Origin of the sequence: Pseudomonas sp. TH06, assembly GCF_016651305.1 — a bacterium.
In the GTDB taxonomy this organism is placed as follows: Bacteria; Pseudomonadota; Gammaproteobacteria; order Pseudomonadales; family Pseudomonadaceae; genus Aquipseudomonas.
In genome coordinates this window covers 107,302-126,721 of the sequence record NZ_JAEKEC010000002.1, presented here as the reverse complement: position 1 = coordinate 126,721, position 19,420 = coordinate 107,302, and the positions used below count along the sequence as shown (strand labels likewise).

24 protein-coding genes, 1 tRNA gene and 1 pseudogene are annotated in these 19,420 nt (G+C 58.2%); 12 read left to right on the top strand and 14 right to left on the bottom strand.

Going from position 1 to position 19,420, the window contains the following annotated elements:
* Positions 1-68: 68 nt before the first annotated feature.
* Positions 69-413, top strand: a complete 345-nt coding sequence (locus tag JFT86_RS24140) for a YegP family protein (protein WP_201238753.1) — start codon at positions 69-71, stop codon at positions 411-413.
* 128 nt (positions 414-541) lie between these two features.
* On the opposite strand, the gene JFT86_RS24135 is transcribed toward JFT86_RS24140, so the two are convergent.
* On the bottom strand, positions 542-1,423 hold the full coding sequence (locus tag JFT86_RS24135) for a dihydrodipicolinate synthase family protein (protein ID WP_201238752.1): 882 nt from the start codon (positions 1,421-1,423) through the stop codon (positions 542-544).
* A 24-nt stretch (positions 1,424-1,447) separates the two neighbouring features.
* A complete protein-coding gene (locus JFT86_RS24130; RefSeq protein WP_201238751.1) occupies positions 1,448-2,230 on the bottom strand; it encodes an aldolase in 783 nt (260 codons plus the stop codon).
* Positions 2,231-2,336: 106 nt separating this feature from the next.
* Between JFT86_RS24130 and JFT86_RS24125 the strand changes: the two genes are divergently transcribed.
* A complete protein-coding gene (locus JFT86_RS24125; RefSeq protein ID WP_003222480.1) occupies positions 2,337-2,879 on the top strand; it encodes an XRE family transcriptional regulator in 543 nt (180 codons plus the stop codon).
* A 102-nt stretch (positions 2,880-2,981) separates the two neighbouring features.
* Here the strand turns inward: JFT86_RS24125 and JFT86_RS24120 are convergent, their stop codons facing one another.
* Positions 2,982-4,001: a DUF4917 family protein gene (locus JFT86_RS24120; protein WP_201238750.1), complete on the bottom strand. Its 1,020-nt coding sequence runs from the start codon at positions 3,999-4,001 to the stop codon at positions 2,982-2,984.
* Between the two features lie 155 nt (positions 4,002-4,156).
* On the opposite strand from JFT86_RS24120, the gene yiaY reads away from it, so the two are divergent.
* Complete coding sequence (gene yiaY / locus JFT86_RS24115) at positions 4,157-5,305, top strand: L-threonine dehydrogenase (protein ID WP_201238749.1); 1,149 nt, start codon at positions 4,157-4,159, stop codon at positions 5,303-5,305.
* A gap of 165 nt (positions 5,306-5,470) precedes the next feature.
* Here yiaY and JFT86_RS24110 read toward each other — a convergent pair whose 3' ends face one another.
* Positions 5,471-5,959 carry a DMT family transporter gene (locus JFT86_RS24110; protein WP_201238748.1) on the bottom strand — a complete coding sequence of 163 codons (489 nt, stop codon included), beginning with the start codon at positions 5,957-5,959 and terminating at the stop codon, positions 5,471-5,473.
* 77 nt (positions 5,960-6,036) lie between these two features.
* Here JFT86_RS24110 and JFT86_RS24105 point away from each other — a divergent pair, with 77 nt between their 5' ends.
* From JFT86_RS24105 to JFT86_RS24070, 8 genes are all read left to right on the top strand, one after another.
* Positions 6,037-6,948: a LysR substrate-binding domain-containing protein gene (locus JFT86_RS24105; protein WP_201238747.1), complete on the top strand. Its 912-nt coding sequence runs from the start codon at positions 6,037-6,039 to the stop codon at positions 6,946-6,948.
* A gap of 21 nt (positions 6,949-6,969) precedes the next feature.
* Entirely contained in the window at positions 6,970-7,704 is a 735-nt protein-coding gene (locus tag JFT86_RS24100) for a hypothetical protein (RefSeq protein WP_201238746.1), read from the top strand.
* A 37-nt stretch (positions 7,705-7,741) separates the two neighbouring features.
* Complete coding sequence (locus JFT86_RS24095) at positions 7,742-8,458, top strand: hypothetical protein (RefSeq protein WP_201238745.1); 717 nt, start codon at positions 7,742-7,744, stop codon at positions 8,456-8,458.
* A 4-nt stretch (positions 8,459-8,462) separates the two neighbouring features.
* Entirely contained in the window at positions 8,463-8,879 is a 417-nt protein-coding gene (gene fos, locus JFT86_RS24090) for a fosfomycin resistance glutathione transferase (protein ID WP_201238744.1), read from the top strand.
* A gap of 60 nt (positions 8,880-8,939) precedes the next feature.
* On the top strand, positions 8,940-9,578 hold the full coding sequence (locus JFT86_RS24085; protein WP_201238743.1) for a LysE family translocator: 639 nt from the start codon (positions 8,940-8,942) through the stop codon (positions 9,576-9,578).
* Between the two features lie 79 nt (positions 9,579-9,657).
* The gene (locus JFT86_RS24080; RefSeq protein ID WP_201238742.1) at positions 9,658-11,007 is read left to right on the top strand and encodes a GGDEF domain-containing protein; all 1,350 of its coding nucleotides are present in this window, start codon (positions 9,658-9,660) and stop codon (positions 11,005-11,007) included.
* A gap of 117 nt (positions 11,008-11,124) precedes the next feature.
* Positions 11,125-11,283: a KGG domain-containing protein gene (locus tag JFT86_RS24075; RefSeq protein WP_081500477.1), complete on the top strand. Its 159-nt coding sequence runs from the start codon at positions 11,125-11,127 to the stop codon at positions 11,281-11,283.
* Between the two features lie 75 nt (positions 11,284-11,358).
* Entirely contained in the window at positions 11,359-11,862 is a 504-nt protein-coding gene (locus tag JFT86_RS24070) for a DUF4142 domain-containing protein (protein ID WP_201238741.1), read from the top strand.
* Between the two features lie 130 nt (positions 11,863-11,992).
* On the opposite strand, the gene JFT86_RS24065 is transcribed toward JFT86_RS24070, so the two are convergent.
* The 3 genes from JFT86_RS24065 to JFT86_RS24055 all read right to left on the bottom strand — a co-directional run bounded on the left by JFT86_RS24065 (position 11,993) and on the right by JFT86_RS24055 (position 13,695).
* The gene (locus tag JFT86_RS24065) at positions 11,993-12,403 is read right to left on the bottom strand and encodes a low affinity iron permease family protein (RefSeq protein WP_201238740.1); all 411 of its coding nucleotides are present in this window, start codon (positions 12,401-12,403) and stop codon (positions 11,993-11,995) included.
* A 117-nt stretch (positions 12,404-12,520) separates the two neighbouring features.
* Entirely contained in the window at positions 12,521-13,066 is a 546-nt protein-coding gene (locus tag JFT86_RS24060; RefSeq protein WP_201234570.1) for an AidA/PixA family protein, read from the bottom strand.
* Between the two features lie 125 nt (positions 13,067-13,191).
* The gene (locus JFT86_RS24055; protein ID WP_008076892.1) at positions 13,192-13,695 is read right to left on the bottom strand and encodes an inclusion body family protein; all 504 of its coding nucleotides are present in this window, start codon (positions 13,693-13,695) and stop codon (positions 13,192-13,194) included.
* A gap of 371 nt (positions 13,696-14,066) precedes the next feature.
* Here JFT86_RS24055 and tam point away from each other — a divergent pair, with 371 nt between their 5' ends.
* Positions 14,067-14,840, top strand: a complete 774-nt coding sequence (gene tam / locus JFT86_RS24050) for a trans-aconitate 2-methyltransferase (protein ID WP_201238739.1) — start codon at positions 14,067-14,069, stop codon at positions 14,838-14,840.
* A gap of 185 nt (positions 14,841-15,025) precedes the next feature.
* Here tam and JFT86_RS24045 read toward each other — a convergent pair.
* From JFT86_RS24045 to JFT86_RS24015, 7 genes and pseudogenes are all read right to left on the bottom strand, one after another.
* Positions 15,026-15,271 (bottom strand): annotated as a pseudogene (locus JFT86_RS24045) (TerD family protein); the annotation flags it as partial.
* A gap of 140 nt (positions 15,272-15,411) precedes the next feature.
* Positions 15,412-16,140 (bottom strand): class I SAM-dependent methyltransferase, encoded by a 729-nt coding sequence (locus JFT86_RS24040; protein ID WP_201238738.1) that lies wholly within the window; start codon positions 16,138-16,140, stop codon positions 15,412-15,414.
* Positions 16,141-16,399: 259 nt separating this feature from the next.
* Complete coding sequence (locus JFT86_RS24035) at positions 16,400-16,807, bottom strand: type II toxin-antitoxin system HicB family antitoxin (RefSeq protein WP_201234566.1); 408 nt, start codon at positions 16,805-16,807, stop codon at positions 16,400-16,402.
* A 34-nt stretch (positions 16,808-16,841) separates the two neighbouring features.
* On the bottom strand, positions 16,842-17,012 hold the full coding sequence (locus JFT86_RS24030) for a type II toxin-antitoxin system HicA family toxin (protein ID WP_201234564.1): 171 nt from the start codon (positions 17,010-17,012) through the stop codon (positions 16,842-16,844).
* Positions 17,013-17,290: 278 nt separating this feature from the next.
* Positions 17,291-17,364, bottom strand: a tRNA-Gly gene (locus JFT86_RS24025).
* A gap of 157 nt (positions 17,365-17,521) precedes the next feature.
* Positions 17,522-18,406: an alpha/beta hydrolase gene (locus tag JFT86_RS24020; RefSeq protein ID WP_201238737.1), complete on the bottom strand. Its 885-nt coding sequence runs from the start codon at positions 18,404-18,406 to the stop codon at positions 17,522-17,524.
* Positions 18,407-18,722: 316 nt separating this feature from the next.
* The gene (locus JFT86_RS24015) at positions 18,723-19,415 is read right to left on the bottom strand and encodes a pseudouridine synthase (RefSeq protein ID WP_201238736.1); all 693 of its coding nucleotides are present in this window, start codon (positions 19,413-19,415) and stop codon (positions 18,723-18,725) included.
* Between the last annotated feature and the right edge of the window lie 5 nt (positions 19,416-19,420).

Below are 19,420 nucleotides of genomic sequence, written 5' to 3'. Positions count from 1 at the left end.
TATCCAGCGGTGGCCAAACCGTCGAAACCGTCTTTACTGTCGAGGGTTCAATCGACAGGAGCAGCAACATGTCCGGATGGTACGAGTTGAGTAAAAGCAGCAACGGCCAGTTCAGGTTCGTGCTGAAAGCGGCCAATGCCGAAACGATTCTGACCAGTGAGCTGTACACCACCCGTGCGGCAGCCGACAGCGGCATTGCCTCGGTGCAGACCAACAGTCCGCTGGATGAACGTTACGAGAGGAAGTCGACGAAGGATGGCCATCCGTACTTCAATCTGAAGGCAGCCAATCACCAGATCATCGGCAGCAGCGAGTCGTATTCCTCGGACGCCGCTTGCGATAAAGGCATTGCCAGTGTGAAGGCCAACGGCCCGACAAAATCCATCAAGGACAAGACCCTGCCGGTCCTCTGAAGAACACAAAGCCCCCTGTAGGAGCTGTCGAGTGAAACGAGGCTGCGATCTTTTGATCTTTGAAATCAAGATCAAAAGATCGCAGCGTGCCGCAGCTCCTACAGGATTTTGTGTTGTGTCAGGAAGAATCAGCGCAGGGTTTTGAGGATTGTCTGCAGCTGACCACGCCCGGTTTCGCTCAATGGAAACACCGGCAAGCGCGGATCGCCAACTTCCAGCCCGGTGTCACGCAACCCGGCCTTGATCGTCGCCGGCAAACCACCCTTGAGAATGAAATCCAGCAGCGGCAACTGGCGGTAGAACAGTTCGCGCGCCTTGGCCAGATCGCCTGCCAGCGACGCCGCGTACAGATCCAGGTTCAGTTTCGGGATCAGGTTCGGCGCTGCCGTGCACCAGCCTTTTGCCCCGGCAGCGAACGCTTCCAGTGCCAGCGGATTGCAGCCGTTGTAGAACGGCACCTGACCTTCGCCAAGCAATTGCAGCTTGTGCATGCGCTGGATGTCGCCGGTACTTTCTTTGACCATGGTGACGTTTTCCACCGCGTTGACGATGCGCAGAATCAACTCGACCGACATGTCGGTGCCGCTGGTGGCCGGGTTGTTATAGAGCATGATCGGCACTCCGATGCTGTCGCCGATAGCGCGGTAGTGGGCGAGGATTTCCGCCTCGGTGAGTTTCCAGTAAGACGCCGGCAACACCATCACCACGTCGGCGCCATGAGCCTCGGCAAAACGCGCGCGGCGCACGGCTTTGGCGGTGGTCAGGTCAGACACGCTGACGATGGTCGGCACGCGTTTGGCGACGTGTTTGATGCTGAACTCAGCGACCTGATCCCACTCGGCGTCGCTCAGGTAGGCGCCTTCGCCAGTGCTGCCCAGCGGGGCGATGGCGTGGACGCCGCTGTCAATCAAACGATCAATTGACTGGCCGAGCGCGGGCAGATCCAGCCCTTCGCCATTAGCGCCGAACGGGGTGATGGTGTAGCCGATGATGCCGTGAATGTTGGACATGGGGATGACTCCGTCAAAAGGGTTTCAGTTCAGGCAATCGGCGTGTTGGCGCAGGTTCTGCCGAGCGTAATAGTTGAAAGCGGCGGCGTGACGTTTCGGCTTCGACACCCAGTCGTGCGCCTCGCGGCCCAGCGCCGGGATGATCGGCTTGATCGTGCCGGCGGCCATCGCCAACAGTTGCAACTTGGCGGCGCGCTCGATCAATTGCGCAATGACACAGGCTTCCTCGATCGTGGTGCCGGTCGACAACTGGCCGTGATGCGACAGCAGGATTGCGCGCTTGTCGCCCAGTGCCCCGGCAATCAGCTCGCCTTCCTCGTTGCCTACCGGCACGCCCGGCCAGCCTTCGAGAAATGCGCAGTCGTCGTACAGCGGGCACAGATCCATGTGCGAAATCTCAAGCGGCACTTCCAACATCGACAGCGCGGCAATGTGCGTCGGGTGGGTGTGGATGATGCAGTTCACGTCCGGGCGGGCGCGGTACACCCAGCTGTGGAAACGGTTGGCCGGATTGGCCATGCCGTGACCTTCGAGCACTTCCAGATCTTCGTTGACCAGCAGCAGATTGCTCGCCGTGATTTCATCGAAACCCAGGCCCAGTTGCTGAGTGTAATAGGTGCCCGGTTGTGGGCCACGGGCGGTGATCTGCCCGGCGAGGCCGGAGTCGTGACCGCTTTCGAACAGAATCCGGCAGGTCAGGGCCAGCTTTTGCCGGTCTGTCCACGTATTATCCGCCAGGATGTTTTGCATCTGGGTCAGCGCTTGCTTGACCAGTTGGTCTTTGGGTAGTGCTAATGTCTTGGCCATGTCTGTGTCCTTTGGGTGATTGCAAATGACACTAAAGAGGCTATATGACACAAAGTGTCATTGGCAAGCACAAATCGTCGCTTTCTCAATGGAATAACCGCTGCGCATGTCTATCCGTTTGAAATTGTTAAGAAAAAAACTTGGCGTAACCCTTGAGGCATTGGCCGAAAAATCCGGCATGACCAAGAGTTATCTGTCGAAAGTCGAGCGCGGGCTGAACACCCCGTCGATTGCTGCTGCGTTGAAACTGGCGAAAGCGCTGAACGTGAAAGTCGAGGAATTGTTCTCCGAAGACAACGTCAGCCTCGACAGCTACAGCCTGGTGCGCAGCCACGAGCGCCAGTCACTGGCGGCCAACGATCAGAGCCCGGGTTATGCGGTACTGGCGCATCAGGTCAGCGAGCGCAACCTGCTGCCGTTCATCATCTACCCACCGAGCGAGTTCACCGACAAGACCTTCAAGGAGCATCTGGGTGAGGAGTTTCTGTTTGTTCACGAAGGGCAGGTGGAGGTGGATTTCATGAACGAGCGAGTGCTGCTGGAGCGCGGCGATGCGCTGCACTTCAATGCGCAGAAACCGCATCGGATCAGGTCAGTGGGAGAGGTGCAGGCGCAGTTGCTGGTGGTGGTACACAGTTCCGAAGAATGAGTTGATTGGGCAAAAGCTATCGCGAGCAGGCTCACTCCTACAGTTGAAATGCGATCCCCTGTAGGAGTGAGCCTGCTCGCGATGGCGTTGGTAACCTCGCCACTAAACCTCGACGGGCACCGACAGCTTCGGATTGCCCAGCGGGTGGCTCTTCGAATCGAAGAAACGCAACTCAACCGCCGTGCCCTCGAACACCTTCGCGTAATGCCGCTTCTGATGTTGAATGAACGCTGCACTGCGCGGATAAATCGAGATCGCCACGGTTTTCGGTTTCGCCAGACGCAAGGCACGAATTATGTGGTTGTCCTGCTCACCCAGCGCATGACCAAAGATGCACAGATTGTCTGCATGCCCCAGTAACTGCTCATAACAGAACGACAGGTAATCCGAACTGCGGATGGTCTTGAGCTTGTCCGCGCTCGGCCCTTCGGTGACGAACAGTGGCACGTCATCCAGCGTCTTGATCGTGTTGTTGATGGCGAAACTGCCGAGCAACGTGCCTTCGGTCGAGGTCAGTTTGCGTGCGGTGCCATCCTGATTGCGCACCAGGTGCAGGCCACCGTGCAGGTACAGCAAACGCGATTTGTGCGTGGCCGTTTCGCTCAGGTCGAAACTGGCATTGGCACCGTTGAAAAGATCATCGATAGCCTCGCTGCGATGCTGCAAAGCCCAGTAATTGAGCAGGTCGTAATTGGTCGTGAACACCGTGCGATAGCGCGCCAATTCTTCATTCAGCGTTGTCAGTGTCGAGGCCTGCACAAGGCGCCACGGAATGTGAACGGCGTGCACGGTGTTGATCAGCGCTTCCTTGATCGCATAGTAGCGATTGCGCGGCGCCGCCGAGCTGACGGCCAGTGCCTTGTTCACCCGGCTGGTGGTTTTCAGTGCACCGAGGACCTGCTCGAAACTGCGTGTCTGCATTGCATCGAACACCGCCAGTTCCGACGGACTCAGCGGTTTCTCTTCCACCGTGCGGGCGTTTTCGAACAGCGAGTCGTAACCGAAGTCGTCCCACACCGCGCGGCTGGCGCCGTTGCCTGCCAGCAAGCCCTTGAAGTCGGTCGCGGCGCGCAGGGTGTTCCAGTCTTCGAGGGTGGCGTCGACATCCAGAAAATCGCTCATTGCTTGGCACATCTCAAAACATAGGGGCTGATGGGCGGCGACTTTATCACGAGCGGGCATTGAGCCAGATCAACATCCGTCGTGACCGATCGGTCGATCCTGTATGCATCCGCCGAATCGGAGCAGTCGATTCGGCCCCTGTCAGGAGACACACGATGAGCAGCACCTTTTTCATTCCGGCGGTCAACATCATGGGCAGCGGATGCCTCGACGAAGCCATGGTCGCGATCCGCAACTATGGTTTTCGCAAGGCGCTGATCGTCACCGACGCGGGGCTGGCCAAGGCTGGCGTGGCGAGCATGATTGCCGAGAAACTGGCGATGCAGGACATCGACTCGGTGATCTTCGACGGCGCCAAACCGAACCCGAGCATCGCCAACGTCGAAGCCGGGCTGGGGCTGCTGAAAGAGCGTCGCTGTGATTTCGTGGTGTCGCTGGGCGGCGGTTCGCCACACGACTGCGCCAAGGGCATTGCCCTCTGCGCGACCAACGGCGGGCAGATCCGTGATTACGAAGGCGTCGATCAATCGAGCAAGCCGCAACTGCCGCTGATCGCCATCAACACCACCGCCGGCACCGCCAGCGAGATGACCCGGTTCTGCATCATCACTGACGAATCGCGCCACGTGAAAATGGCCATCGTCGACCGCAACGTCACGCCGCTGCTGTCGGTCAACGACCCGGCGCTGATGGTCGCCATGCCAAAAAGCCTGACCGCCGCCACCGGCATGGACGCGCTGACCCACGCCATCGAAGCCTACGTCTCGACCGCCGCCAACCCGATCACCGACGCCTGCGCCTTGAAGGCCATGACCCTGATCAGCAACAACCTGCGTCTGGCCGTGCGAGACGGCAGTGATCTGGCCGCACGGGAGAACATGGCCTACGCGCAGTTCCTCGCGGGTATGGCGTTCAACAATGCGTCGCTGGGTTACGTACACGCGATGGCGCATCAACTGGGCGGTTTCTACGACTTGCCCCACGGCGTGTGCAACGCGGTTCTACTGCCGCACGTGCAGACTTTCAACGCGCTGGTGTGTGCCGATCGCCTGACCGATGTCGCGCACGCCATGGGCGTGGACATTCGTGGTTTCAGCCCGGAAGAGGGCGCCCAGGCGGCGATCACCGCGATCCGCAGCCTGGCCAGTGACGTCGAGATTCCCGGTGGCCTGCGTGATCTCGGCGCGAAATGCACCGACATCCCGATTCTTGCCGCCAATGCCATGAAGGATGCGTGCGGTTTCACCAATCCGCGAGCGGCAGATCAACGGCAGATCGAGGAGATTTTCCGCAACGCGTTTTGATCTGAAGCATCCTGAAGGATTTCGGCTGACCGGGCCGGCCTCTTCGCGAGCAGGCTCGCTCCCACCTGTGAACGCATTTCAACTGAAGAAATGCATACCACTGTAGGAGCGAGCCTGCTCGCGAAGACTGACTTGCAGACACTGCAAATCCATCGAGTACGAACATCACCCGACAACCGCCACATTCCTCTCAAACACCCCGCCAAACTGAATCAACAACACCCCCGCGATCAACAACACCGCGCCAGACACCCGCGACAGTGTCAGCTGTTTCTCGACCAACCCGAACAGCCCAAAGTGATCCAGCACCATCGAAGCAATCACCTGCCCAGCCAACGCCAACGCCACAAATCCCGAAGCGCCAAGCTTGGGCAAGAGCATCACCGCCAACGCCACGAAGCACACGCCAAACGCACCGCCGGCCCACATCCACAATGGCGCTTTGCAGATGAAGGCCAGCGACGGTAACGGCAAGCGCAGCGCCACAATCACCGGCAACAGCACCAGCACGCTCACCAGCAATGAAGCCAGCGTCGCCCACAACGGATGCCCCAATCCGCGCGCCAGATTGCTGTTGATCGCGCTCTGGAACGGCACCACCGCCCCGGCAAAAGCGGCCAGCGCCAACAGGCCAGCCCACTGCAACGTACTCATGTTCATCCTCCAACAGATTTTGCTGGACTCTAGGCTATTCGCCGCGCAGATTTAAATTCCGTTTCATCATCCAGAACATGCATCAAATGAATGATCTGCGCCGTATCGACCTTAACCTGCTGGTAATCCTCGACGCCTTGCTCAGCGAGCAGCATGTCACCCGTGCTGCCGAGCGCCTGCACCTGAGCCAGCCGGCGGTCAGCCATGCGCTGGCAAGGTTGCGTGATTTGCTCGGCGACCCATTGCTGGTGCGCGCCGGTTCCAGTCTGGCGCCCACCGCGCGGGCATTGGAACTGGTCGCGCCGCTGGCCGAAGCGTTGGCCCAGGTGCAATCGTTGCTGGCGCCCAACACCTTCGATCCGGCCAGTGCCCGGCGCACCTTTCGCGTGGCGATGTCCGACTATGGTGCGGCGATCATCCTGCCCTCGCTGATCCGCACCCTGCGCCGCGAAGCGCCGGGCATTGATTTGCAAATCAGCCATGCCAGCCGCGAAGGCATGCTTGAAGGCGTGCTCAACGGCGATATCGACGTCGCCGCCGGCGTGTTCCCGGAAATGCCCCATGAACTGCGCAGCACGTTGCTGTTCGAAGAACGCTACGTCTGCCTGCTCGACCGCCAGACATTGCCCGCCGATGGCGTTCTGGATCTGCCGACCTACCTGTCGCGCCCGCATGTGCTGTTGGAGATGCGTGGCAGCGGCACGCCGGAAATCGAACGGGCGCTGACCGCTTTGCGCGAGCGCCGCCGCGTTGCCATCAGCCTGCCGCACTGGAACGTCGCGCCGCAGTTCATCAGCGGCACGGACCTGATTCTTACGGTGTCATCGCGGGGATTGCGGGAGATTGATCAGCGCGAATTGATCGTCGTGCCGCCGCCGTTCGAGATACCGCCGTTCACGTTTGTGCTGGCGTGGCACAAACGCCGGGGTGGGGATCAAGCGTTGAACTGGTTGAATCGCAGGATTGAGGAGGGGATAGTGCGCGGCTGAAAAGATATCAAGGAGCGGGATGTGACAGTGAAGTCTGGATTGATCGGGTGTGTGGTGCTGGGTGGGTGGCTGATGGCGGGGCAGGCGTTTGCTGATTGCACGCCGCCAGCTGTGGCGGGGCAGTGGGACTTTTCTGTGTGCAAGGATTGGCCAGTCGATCCGCCTCTGACTATCACGGCGGTATCGAAGTTTGTAGCGGACCCGGTATATGGCGGTGGCGGAAGGATCGGTTCCTACGATTTGAATTTAGCGGTGTTGTCAGCAAGCGATTCGACCTCGCTCGCCACCTGGCATCAATCCTCTGCATTCCCCACTGATGCCATCGCTCTGGAGAGTGTGGAACTCGACACTGCGCGCTACAAGCTCACGCCGACGCTGCGTGCTTTTGGTGTGCGGGCGATTTTCAAAGGCTCTTCAAGCGTCAATCCGTTGAATGAAACCGTACTCTCGCTCTATGTGAAAGAGGGCGACAGATTGCGTCCGGTGCTGGATCGGTTAGTGGTTTACCGCTTCAGTGGCGAGTGGGATGGCAACTGTGCGGGCGATCGCGGGACTACGGTTCGCACGATTGAAATAGGTAAAACCAGCTCTCACGGATTCGCCGACCTGATCCTCAAATCGGTCACCACCGGGCTCACCGGCGAAGGGCCACCGGAGACCTGTGAAATCAAGACAATCAATTACAAACCCGAGATGACCACTCTGCGCTATGACGGCAAATCTTACGTTTTGCCTAGCGATTTCCAGAGTCTGTAACCGGCCCGCCACACTCGACTTTTATCAAGGAAGAACAATGCTCACCCCAACCAGACTCCTTATCGCCCTCGGTATTCTGGCCATCACCGCCCAAGCCCAAGCCGCTTGCACCACCAAGGCCTATGACGGCCAATCGATGTCTCGTTGCGTCGTCTGGCCGGCCTTCCCGAATCAGGCGATCTCGGTCAAATCCAACTACCTTGCCGACTCCGGCGGCGATGATGCCGGGGTGCTCGATCTGGATCTGGCGATCGTCAACGCCAGCGACGCAAAACCCATCGCCACTTACCGTAAACCTGGCGCGTACAACTCCGATGCGATTCGCTTTGACGATCTGCGCATCGACACTGGCCGCTACCGATTGGCGCCGGACATCCGGGCGTTTGGCCTGCGTTCAAAGTTCGAGCACAGTTCCAGCGCCATTCCCTACGAGAAAACCGATCTGGCGCTGTATGTCCGCGCAGGCAATGAGCTGCGCCCGGTGCTGGAAGGCCTGGTGGTCTACAAGAACCAAGGTGAGTTCATGAGCGGTTGCGCGGGTTACATGAAGAAAACCCGCAGGACGCTCGAAATCGGCTCTACAAGCCATCACGGTCTCGCCGATCTGATCATCACCACCAGCGGCAGCAAGATGAAAAACACTCAGTCGGGCAGCGAGTGCGTTTCGAAAACCACCGACCTGAAGAAAACCCAGATCACCCTGACTTACGACGGCCAGCAATACGTCGTCCCTGAAGACCTCAGAGGTTACTGATCCGATGCTCACCGGCCTCAATCACCTGACGCTTGCCGTCACTGATCTGAATCGCAGCCTGGCGTTCTATCGTGACTTGCTGCAGTTGCGCGTCGAAGCGACGTGGGATGCCGGTGCCTATCTGTCGCTGCCAGGGTTGTGGCTGTGTCTGTCGCTTGACCCGAAACGAAAGCCCGAGGCGAGCGTCGACTACACCCATTACGCCTTTAGCCTCGGCGCTTCGGACTTTCCGCTGTTCGTCGAGCAGCTAAAAGCGGCAAACGTGCAGGAATGGCGGGAAAACCGCAGCGAAGGTGCATCGTTCTACTTCCTTGACCCCGATGGCCACAAGCTCGAAGCCCACGTCGGTGGATTGGCTTCGCGGCTGGCGGCCTGTCGACTGAAACCGTACGCCGGCATGCGTTTTTACGACGAGCCGTGATCTGACACATTTCGCTGATATAGACTGGCGACCACGTGTTCTGGCGCTTGCAGGTATCCCATGACTCCATCGTTGCTTTTGGCCGTGCTGGCCTCGGGTTTCATTTACGGCATTACGCCGGGGCCGGGTGTGCTGGCGGTATTCGGCATCGGCGCGGCCCATGGGCGACGGGCGGGGGCAGGGTTTCTCTGTGGGCACCTGCTCGGCGACGTGGTCTGGTGCAGCACCGCGTTGATCGCAATTGTCGGCGCCCGGGAAATCGGCAGCACTGCATTTGATGTGCTCGGCGTACTCAGCGGTTTATATCTGTTCTGGCTGGGCTGGCGCGCGGTGCGTGCGCAACGGCGCAGCGATGACCAGCCGCAAGGCGCGGCGCGCAATCCGTTCTGGCACGGCATCCTGTTCGGCCTGACCAATCCCAAGGCCTATCCGGTGGCGGTGGCGACGTTCACTGCGTTGTTGTCGAGCCGAGCCGAATTGCTCAACTGGTCGATGTTGCCGGCGCTGATCGCCCTGAGTTTCCTCGGTGGTTTGCTGGCTTACGCTATCCTCATTGGCGTCGTCGGCGCGCAACGGGTGCGCACGATCTATCAACGTCACGAACTGCTTATTACCCGTTTGTGTGGCGTGATGTTCATCGGTTTCGCCGTCAACGCGCTGGTGCATGCGCTGCCGGGGTTGATGCCGAACAAGACTTGATTTTGCGTGCAGGGATGCGGGATCAAACGGTCAAGGATGGTTGATCAGTGCTGCATTGCCCGGACATCTGTGCTGAACCATGGAAAGCCGTAATTCCGCGCCGTTGGCGAGTTTCATCGACCTGTTGCTGGACGCCGTTTGTGCGGTGGACAAGCAGGGTCGCTTCGTTTTTGTCAGCGCCGCCTGCGAGCGCGTTTTCGGCTACACGCCTGACGAGTTGATCGGCCGGCCAATGATCGAACTGGTGCACCCGGCGGATCGCGAGCGCACCCTCGCTGCCGCCAGCGAGATCATGGGCGGCGAGCCAAAACTCAATTTTGAAAACCGCTACGTGCGCAAGGACGGCAGCGTCGCCCATATCCTCTGGTCGGCGCGCTGGTCGGAAGTGGATCAGCTGCGTATCGCCGTGGCCCGCGACATCACCGAACGCAAACAGGCCGAATCGCGGCAAGCGGCGCTGTATGCGATTTCCGAGGCGGCGCATGCGGCGGAAGATTTGCTGGCGTTGTTCAAACGCATCCACCTGATCATCGGTGAGTGGCTGCCGGCAATGAACTTCTCGGTGGCGCTCTACGACGAGCACTGCGCACAGCTGAACTTCCCTTATCACGTTGATGATCACGAATTGCAGCCGGAGAAACCCGGGACGATCACCGGGCGCCTGTGTGCACAAGTGATCCGTAGTGGTCAGCCGATTCTTCTGACGCCGGACAGTGCCGATTCTCCACCGGACTTTGCGGCATTGGTGGCCGAACAGAATTCACCGTGCTGGCTCGGCGTCCCGCTGAACTCGAAAAACGGCACCATCGGCGCAATGATCGTCAAGAGCCTGCCCGGCGGCGAGCGCTACACCGAGCAGGACAAGGAACTGCTGCAATACGTCTGCGCCCAGGTCGCCACCGCCATCGAACGTCAACAATTACATGCGCGGCTGCGGCGCATGGCGCAATACGATCAACTGACTCAATTGCCCAATCGTGAGTTGCTCCGTGATCGCCTGAAGGCTGCCATGGCCAGTGCCCGCGAACAATCCGGGCACATGGCGCTGTTGTATGTCGATCTGGATCGCTTCAAACAGGTCAATGACACTTTCGGGCATGCGGTAGGCGACATGCTCTTGCAAACCGTGGCCAACCGCCTCAAGGGCTGCGTGCGCGAGACCGATACGGTCGCGCGGATCGGCGGTGATGAATTCGTCGTGTTGTTGCACAGTGTGCAAGCGGCGGAGGACGCGGATGGCGTTGCGCAAAAGATTCGCCAAGTGCTGGTGCAACCGATGCGCCTGGATGGCCACAACCTGAAGATCGAGCCGAGTATCGGTGTCGCCCGCTATCCAGAGCATGGTTGCGAGGAGCATCAACTGTTTCGCCATGCCGATCAGGCGATGTATGCCGCCAAGCGCCAGAACCATCACGCGCTCAATAGCTGATTTCGGGTCCGCCGTTCGTCGCGCCAAAGGCAACTTTTCTAAACCTTTGCCCGCCAGGAAATTCTCAATCTAGGCGGGCACCTGCTCGCCACGATCAATACCAAGAGGTAGAGAATCATGCCTAATTCAAGAAACTCGAACTCGGGAAACTTCGCCAACGATCGAACGAAGGCCTCTGAAGCCGGTCGCAAAGGTGGGAAAACCACCACAACGACGGTCGATAAAGAGCCTGCGAAAACAGATATGGGCCGCAAGCCCGCTCAGAAATCGAAGTAGTCGGTGAAGGTTGTTTTGATTGAGAGGCGGGGGCGCAAGCTCCCGCTTGAATTTTGAGAGAAGGAGGGCGCGACCATGAGCCGGATGGCCACCCAAGTACGTCGTTTGAGTTTTGTCACTGTTCTGGGATTGTTCGCCAGCAGCGCTTTTGCCCAGTCGCCAGCCGAATTCATCAACGATGCATCAGCCAAAGGCATGGCTGATATCGAAGCCAGTCGTTTGGCGCATCAGAAGACCGAATCCAAAGAGGTCAAGGACTACACCATCGTTGTTATCAACGACCGCACCACGGCCAATCAGCACTTGGCGAAAATCGCCAAAAAGCTCGATTTACCCGTCGCGCCGCGTGAAGAAATGGCCGATAAAGCCAAGGAGATGATCCCGGAAGTGAAAGACGGCGCAACCTTCGACCGGGCCTACGCCGCCAGCCAGGTGAAAGCCACCGAAGAAGCCATTCAACAGATCCAGCAAGAAGCGCAGACCACCGATGTCCCGGAGATCAAGGCTTTCGCTGATGAGACGTTGCCCAAACTGCAAAACCATCTGCAAATGGCCCGAGCGCTGCAAGCCAGCCGCTAATCTAAGCCTTACAAAAAACCTGTGGAGAGGGAGCTTGCTCCCGCTGGGGCGCGGAGCGGCCCCGTTCTTTTAAAGAAACGGGTTTGCTACGCAGCCCAGCGGGAGCAAGCTCCCTCGCCACAAATGCTTGTCAGCATTCATTCAAATCCTGCTTCGGCTTGCTCTTCTCCCCCAACCCCTCAAGGTTGAAAACCTCGCTTTCGCCCAGTGCACGATAATGCTTGCGCAGTGCTTCCAGCTGCTTCAAATCCAGCGCCTCGAGACCCAACATTGCGTTCTGCGCCTCCTTGGTCACGAGCAGCAACTCATCAATTTTCAAGTGCAGGATGTCGGTGTCACGGTTCTGCGTGTTCTGGATCAGGAAAACCATCAGGAACGTGATGATCGTCGTCGATGTATTGATGATCAGTTGCCAGGTGTCGTTGTAATGAAAAAACGGCCCGGTCAATCCCCATACCCCGATCAGGACCAGCGCCCCCATGAAAGTCTTGGGGCTACCGGCCCACAGGGCGAGCTTCTGGGAAATCTTCGCGAATTTCATGGCCGAGGTCCTTATTGGGGGAGTGCTTGAAATTCAGACACTGACGGCATCAGGAAAATTCTGTTTCTTATCGCAGCTGTCTACGCCAGACCGGCCTTGCGACCGGTTGGGTCATGATCAGCCTTGAGGCGTGAGTTCGATTGCAACCTGCCACTGAAAATATCCCGCGGTCTCACATTGCTGATCGACCAGCATGAAGTTCAGCACGCACTTGGCTGTGCCGGACGCCTTTGTGGTGCAGGCCCAGTAATGATCGTCAGCCTTGTGGCTGCCCGGGGTTGTCGGGTGGCTGGGGTCCGGGGCGGGGACGGTGACGCCAGGGTGAACCTCAAGCAGCGGATCGGTCAGTACGGCGCTGTTACCGACGGTCATGCTGTAGATCACTACGCTGTGTTCAGCGATCAGGCTGACGCTCCGGCCACGAAAGTGCAGGTCGCGGCCAATTTCGACAGGTAATGTTAATTTGCTGTCATTTGTAACATTTTTCTTTGAGTTGTTACCCGTGATGAAAAAGACCAGGCCATCAGTGATGCGTGTCGGATTGGCGGCATCCTGGCTCGGGTCGGGATTGCTTGCGAGTACTGATTCAGCATCGAAGATCAGCAACACGTTATGCGCGTTGTTGACGGCGGTAGAGGGTGACGGGATCGGTTCGGAAGTCATCATGGATTCCTTTCATGATGTTGACGCCAGACGGCAGCCGCTTCGGTCGAGGCAAGACATCCTGTTCCGGCCGGGGCGGCATCGGATCGAGTGGATCCCTCGTTGCCAAGGGATCCTGCGCATCGTCAGTTGTGGATGGAGATGAACGGATCCCACGAGCAGCAGCCGATGATCTGGCAGTTGCGATCGACGATCAGGAAGTGGAAGTGATAGGTCACGCGACCGCAATCAAGGGTCTCGGAGGACCAATAGTGGTTATCGACTTTCTGGCAACTCGGCACTGACGGGTTTTCGCGATTAGGCACTGCTACGCAGGCAGTGGCCTTGCGCGGGGAGGGGGGCGAGATCAGGTCGGCACCGGCGTTGCCGATGAATTTGTAGAAAATCACCGCCTGTTCGAAGCTCTGCGACAGGCTGGTTTCACGCCAGCGGATCAAGTCGCCGACCTGCGCCTTGAGGTCCAGTTCGCCCCCGGCCTGGCCACTGACGACGTTGTCCTGATTGGTGACCATGTACACATGATGCCAGTCGATCAGCGTGGGGTTCTTCGGATCCTTGCTGATGTTTGGATACTTTTTCAGAATGGTTTCAGTGTCGATGGAAACCAGAATATCCGTCACTCGAGACATGGTAACGCTCCTTTTTTCATAGTGAACGTCGGACTGCAGCGCAGGCACGACGACGCTTGCTTGCCGTATGGCGTTTGCGAGCACACTACTGGGGGAACCCACCAGTCATGACAGATGAACAGGCCGTGCTCCTTGCACGAAATCCTATGGGTCGGGTTCCTTCCGACTGCCGCAACTTGACTATAGGCAGGATTTTTATGCTGTCAAAATCGCTTTTGACTGGCTCGACGAACGGTGACCAGCGCGTCGAGTTAGACGGCTTGGCAATAAGCTATTGAGCTGAAATGCTTTGCAACGAGTCACTCTGGAACTGCTCGCGTCGCTGCCTGTATCGTGACGAACCGTTGGAATGCCCCCGACAGGAGAACGCAATGAGTTGGTCAGCCAAGCAATACGTCGCTTTTGAAGATGAACGCACCCGCCCGGCCCGCGATCTGTTGGCGGCGATTCCCACGGTGCAGGGGCGAGCGGTGGTCGATATCGGTTGCGGTCCGGGCAACTCGACAGAGTTGCTGGTGCAGCGGTTTTCCACAGCAAAGGTCAGCGGACTGGACAGCTCGCCCGACATGATCGACGCCGCACGCAAGCGCTTGCCGCAGTTGCAGTTCGATGTGGCCGAGATTGATCGCTGGGCCGATGCAGGCCCTTACGATGTGATCTTTGCGAATGCGGTGTTGCAGTGGGTGCCGGACCACGCGACGTTGTTGCCGGCGCTGGCGGGCAAACTGGCGTCTGGCGGGAGTCTGGCGATCCAGATGCCGGACAACCTCAACGAACCCTCCCACCGGTTGATGCGCGAAGTGGCCGCAAACGGGCCGTGGGCCAGCAAGCTTGCCGGTGCAGCGGGGCAGCGCACTGACATGGCGAGTGCCAGCGAATACTTCTCGATGTTGCGTCCGCACTGCGCACGAGTCGATGTGTGGCGCACCACCTATCACCATCAATTGGCGGGCGGTGCGGCGGGCGTTGTCGAGTGGTTCAAGGGCAGCGGCTTGATTCCGTTCCTGAGCCCTTTGACTGAAAGCGAACGGGCGCAATATCTGCAGCAATATCTCGCCGAAGTCGAAAAGGCTTACCCGGCGATGGCCGATGGTTCGGTGCTGTTGCCGTTCCCGCGTCTGTTTATTGTGGCGACCCGACAATAAACCCGGGAAGTGCTCATGGCGTTCCGAGAGCGCCAGTTCCATTGCTGAATGTTCCTCTTGAGTTTGCAGCGGAAGACGGTACTGTCCGCACCCAATGGCGGATGTGAGACGGACGCTCTCAGAAAATGTTTCGGCATTCGGCGTAACTACAAGGAAGGGTAAACATAGTGATCTGGTTTCTCGAAGGGCAGTCCAGTCTGCGCCAGATTGATTTGAAAACGGCCCTGATCTTCGATTTTTACGCTGGCGCACGGTGTGCTCGGCTGGTTGAAAAAGACCATGTAGCGATCGTCGGAAAGCTTGCCCTGCGCGTCGACGCCGAAGCAGACGAAATCGATGACATCGCTGGACTGAATCTGTATGGCGAGAGTGAGCGATTGCCCCTGAAGAATTTTTGACAGTGGTAGCCGTTGTCCCTGGGTGATCTGCATCTTGCTTCCTTGAGTGTGGGTACTGCCTCGACGCACGTGTGGGTGCGCTGGATGTTCTGCTGTCCAATGGAAAGCGGGCGATTCAATCGCCCGCGCATTATCACTCTAAAACCCGGGCTGGCCGGTTGATAGATTCGGCCTCAACGTTGCACCGCCACCAACATCATCATTGGTCTTTCGCGCTCTTCCGCCAACGCCGGTTGTGCCGCCACTTCGGCATCGCTCGGGCCCCATTCGTCGAGGTGGCGAAGGGTGAAGCCGGCAGCGATCAGCGAATTGAGCAATGTCCCGACCGTGCGATGTTGCTTGATCACACCGTCGGCCAGCCAGTTCGTCACCCGCTCACCTTCCATCTGGTAACTGTCCAGCGGCCAGCGCTTGTGCCCCTCGCTGTCGATCAGCCAGCCGGGATTGCGCGGCGCCATGAAGATCGGGTGCTCGATGGAAAACACAAAGTGCGAACCCGGTTTCAGCGCGGCATAGAGTTGGGCAAACAGCCCCGGCAGATCCTTGATGTAATGCAGCGCCAGCGAGCTGTAGGCCAGATCGAAGCTGCATAGGGGCAAGTCCAGCTGTTCAAGATCAGCGCGTTCGTAACGAATGTTCGCCGCCGAGGTGGTTTCGCGCGCACGCTCCAGCATCTTCTCCGAGACATCCAGCCCCAACACGCTCGCCGCGCCATTCTCGATGGCCCAACGGCTGAACCAGCCATAACCGCAACCCAGATCCACCACGTTCAAGTCGTGCATGGACGGCAATAACGCCTTGAGCGCCGGCCACTCAGGCGCCGCGTCGAGGCCGCCGATGGAGCGGTTCATCTGGCTGTAGCCGTGGAAAAAACCGGGATCGTCGTAAATGTTTTGAGTCATGGGTGAAGTGCTCTTTTGAGTTCAGTCGTCAGCGGCGAAGTGGCCGCGATTGAGAGTCCCTCGAAAGTGAAAACGCGTATTCGTCGATGGCCGCGCAGGGGGAGGGTGGTGGTCGATGGGGAAATGCTAGCGGGTATGGGGGGAACGTGGGAACCGGTGGAGTGTTGGGGAACTGTAATGTTGGAAGATTCGCCGGTTCTTTGAAAACCTATGGCGAGGGAGCTAGCACCCTCGCCATAAATCTGATGCTCAGGAAACGTCAACCTTGCTGTAAAACCTTCAACGCCGCCGAAGCCAGAAACCCGGAACGACTTTTCTCCTCCGGGTGATGCAACACATATTCATCAATGCGATTGAGCAAATGCCCCGGCAGTGTGATGTTGAGTTTCTGGGCCTTGCCCAAATACTTCACGACATCAATATCCACTACTGCCCATGCACAACCCGCATACTTCGGATTGGTCACGTGCACGCCGAGTTTGCTGGCAGGCGGTATCGGTGCACCGTCTTCGGCCAGAATCTCGAAATGCCCCTCGATGGCTTCGCGGGCCATGGCAACGGCATCATCCAGATCATCGCCCGCCGAAAAGCAGCCGGGAATATCCGGTACTTCCACGCCCCAGGCGTGTTCCTCATCACCTATTGAAATCGCAATCGGGTAGAGCATGTTCGTTCCTCCAGGGTGCCGTCGACTGAGAGCGTCAAAGCAGCGCCTGCTGCAAAATACTGATGGCCGTTTTCTTCAGCAGATCTTTCTTCGGATGCGGTACCGTAATCAGTCCAGGTTTGGTCGAGTGATGATGGCTGCCTCTGACACGCACTAAATACCAACCGTCCGCAACGAGTTGGCCGATTAAAAAACGGCTATTCACAACACCTCCTTGTGGTGTGATTGGTGGGTGCTATACCTACTGATTTTCTGTGATCAACACTATAACTACCGAGCGGTAGAGGGCGTATTCAGTTCAGTGGCCTAAAGCAGTCTAGATAGGGAGGTGTCGAGGGAACGGAGAGTGTGTTGCGGCGTTTTGCGTAGCTTCGAATACCAGTCATGGATCTTTTTCCGGGCACAAAAAAACCGGCCATCAAGGCCGGTTTTTTCTGTTCCTGCATCCCCCGTCAAAAGCACGACGTGGGACAAAAATTCGATTGGAGCGGGTGAAGGGAATCGAACCCTCGTTATCAGCTTGGGAAGCTGGAGTAATGCCATTATACGACACCCGCTCAGAGCGGCTGACTTTGTACCAGACTCGGCCACGGATTTGAAGTTTTCTTTTGTGCGCATGGCATTACAGCGGTGTAATCGGTCAGTCGCGGGCAAGCGCTGTGGCTTTCGTTCACGAAAATTTTGCTCCACAGCCTTGCTCGCGATGACACGCTTTCAAATGGCCAATGCATGTTGATCCTGAACAAACGAGTAACGCGTTCGGCTCGCCTGCTGCGCCGGTTTCAAGAAGCCGAGCAGGGCGTTCTGGCTATCGCGGCAGGCAGCCTTGTGTTCCATGTCGAGGAAGTGCCCGGTGGCCTGCACCGTGGTGAACGTGCTTTGCGCCACATGGTTGCCGAACAGGCGCGCATCTTCGGCGGCGGTGTATTCGTCCCATTCGCCGTTGAGAAACAGCACTGGCACGTTGATTTTCTTCGCCGCGTTCAAATAGCACTGACGGTCACTGTGCAGCACGTCACTGATGTGGAAGTGCATCTGCCCGTATTCATGCTCGGCCAGGCTGCTGACGTGGCGATAGTTGAAGCGTTTGAATAGCGACGGCAGGTGTTTGCCGATGGTGTTGTTGACCAGATGGCCGACCCGGTCGCCGTCGCGCTGGCCGAGGTAATCGACGCCGCGTTCCAGGTAATCGAGCATGTGCGCGTTGATCACCGGCGAGAACGAACTGATCACGGCTTTCTCGATGCGCCGAGGCTGGTGCGCGAGAGCAACGAGGGTCGCGGCGCCGCCCCAGGAGAACGACAGCACGTGCTCGGCAGCGAAGTGGTCGATCAGCTCCAGCAGGATCTGCCCTTCGATTTCTTTCGTCAGATGTTTCTCGTGGCGGTTGTGCGCTTTTGACCGACCCGCGTAGGGCTGGTCATAGCAGACCACGTTGAATTGCGGGTGCAGGTTTTTCACGGTTTGTGCAAACGACGCAGTCGTGGCCATCGAGCCGTTGACCAGGATGATGGTCTTTTCTGCGGCGTCTGCGCGATAGAACTCCGTGTAAACCCGATACTGACCCTGTATATCCAGCACAGCGATTTCTGGCCTCATGTCATAAGACTCCTGGCAAGCAAGCGGGTATGCGCGCAAAAAGAGATTGCACGAGCTTTGTGACAGGTAGGCATACGCCTGGAATTTGCTTGGCCCATGTCGATCCATGACAGCGGTCGACGGGTATTGTTATTGGCGGGCAGTCTGCCGGCTGAGGCGCAACCCAGAGGGCTGACGACCGGCAAAAAGTTTCTTGGAAGTATGTTGTGACTCATCGGTCACAATTTGGCCGACGTCCTGATTCAAGCAGGGGGATCAGGATCGCGCAAGTGCCGTTGGTAAATTGTTCAACAAGTTCTGCTGAGCGGTCGCGGGCTTAGAACAAATGAATCTCTTCGGTGCGCAAAGCGCGGTACTCGCCCGGTTTTAGCGCGTCATCCAGCCGCAATTGGCCCATGGATTCGCGGTGCAGGCGCAGCACTTTGTTGTTGAAGTGGCCAAACATGCGCTTCACCTGATGGTAGCGACCCTCGACGATACTCAGGCGCGCCGACCTCGGGCCGAGCAGTTCCAACTGTGCAGGTTGCGTGGTCAGGTCTTCGAAGGCGAAGTAGATGCCCTCGGCAAACGTGATCGCATATTGCGCGCCAATGTCCTGTTCGGTTTCGACGTAATAGACCTTCGGCAGTTTGGTTTGCGGCTGAGTCAGACGTCGCGACCAGTTGCCGTCGTTAGTGATCAGCATCAAACCGGTGGTGTTGAAATCCAGACGTCCGGCAATGTGCAGATCGTCCTTGTCCGGTTCGTCGATCAGGTCGAGCACGGTCGGATGTTGCGGATCGCGGGTGGCGCTGACGCAGCCCGGCGGTTTGTGCAGCATGAAGTAACGCGCCGGTTTGCCCAGTTGCAGCACCTCGTCATCGACTTCGACGCGGCTGAATTCCAGCACTTCGCTGTGCGGATCGCTGACGACTTTTCCGTCAACACGCACGCGCTTTTCCACGAGCAACAGGCGAACCTGCTGACGGTTGTAGCGGGGCAGGTTGCTGAGGAAACGGTCGACGCGCATGTTCA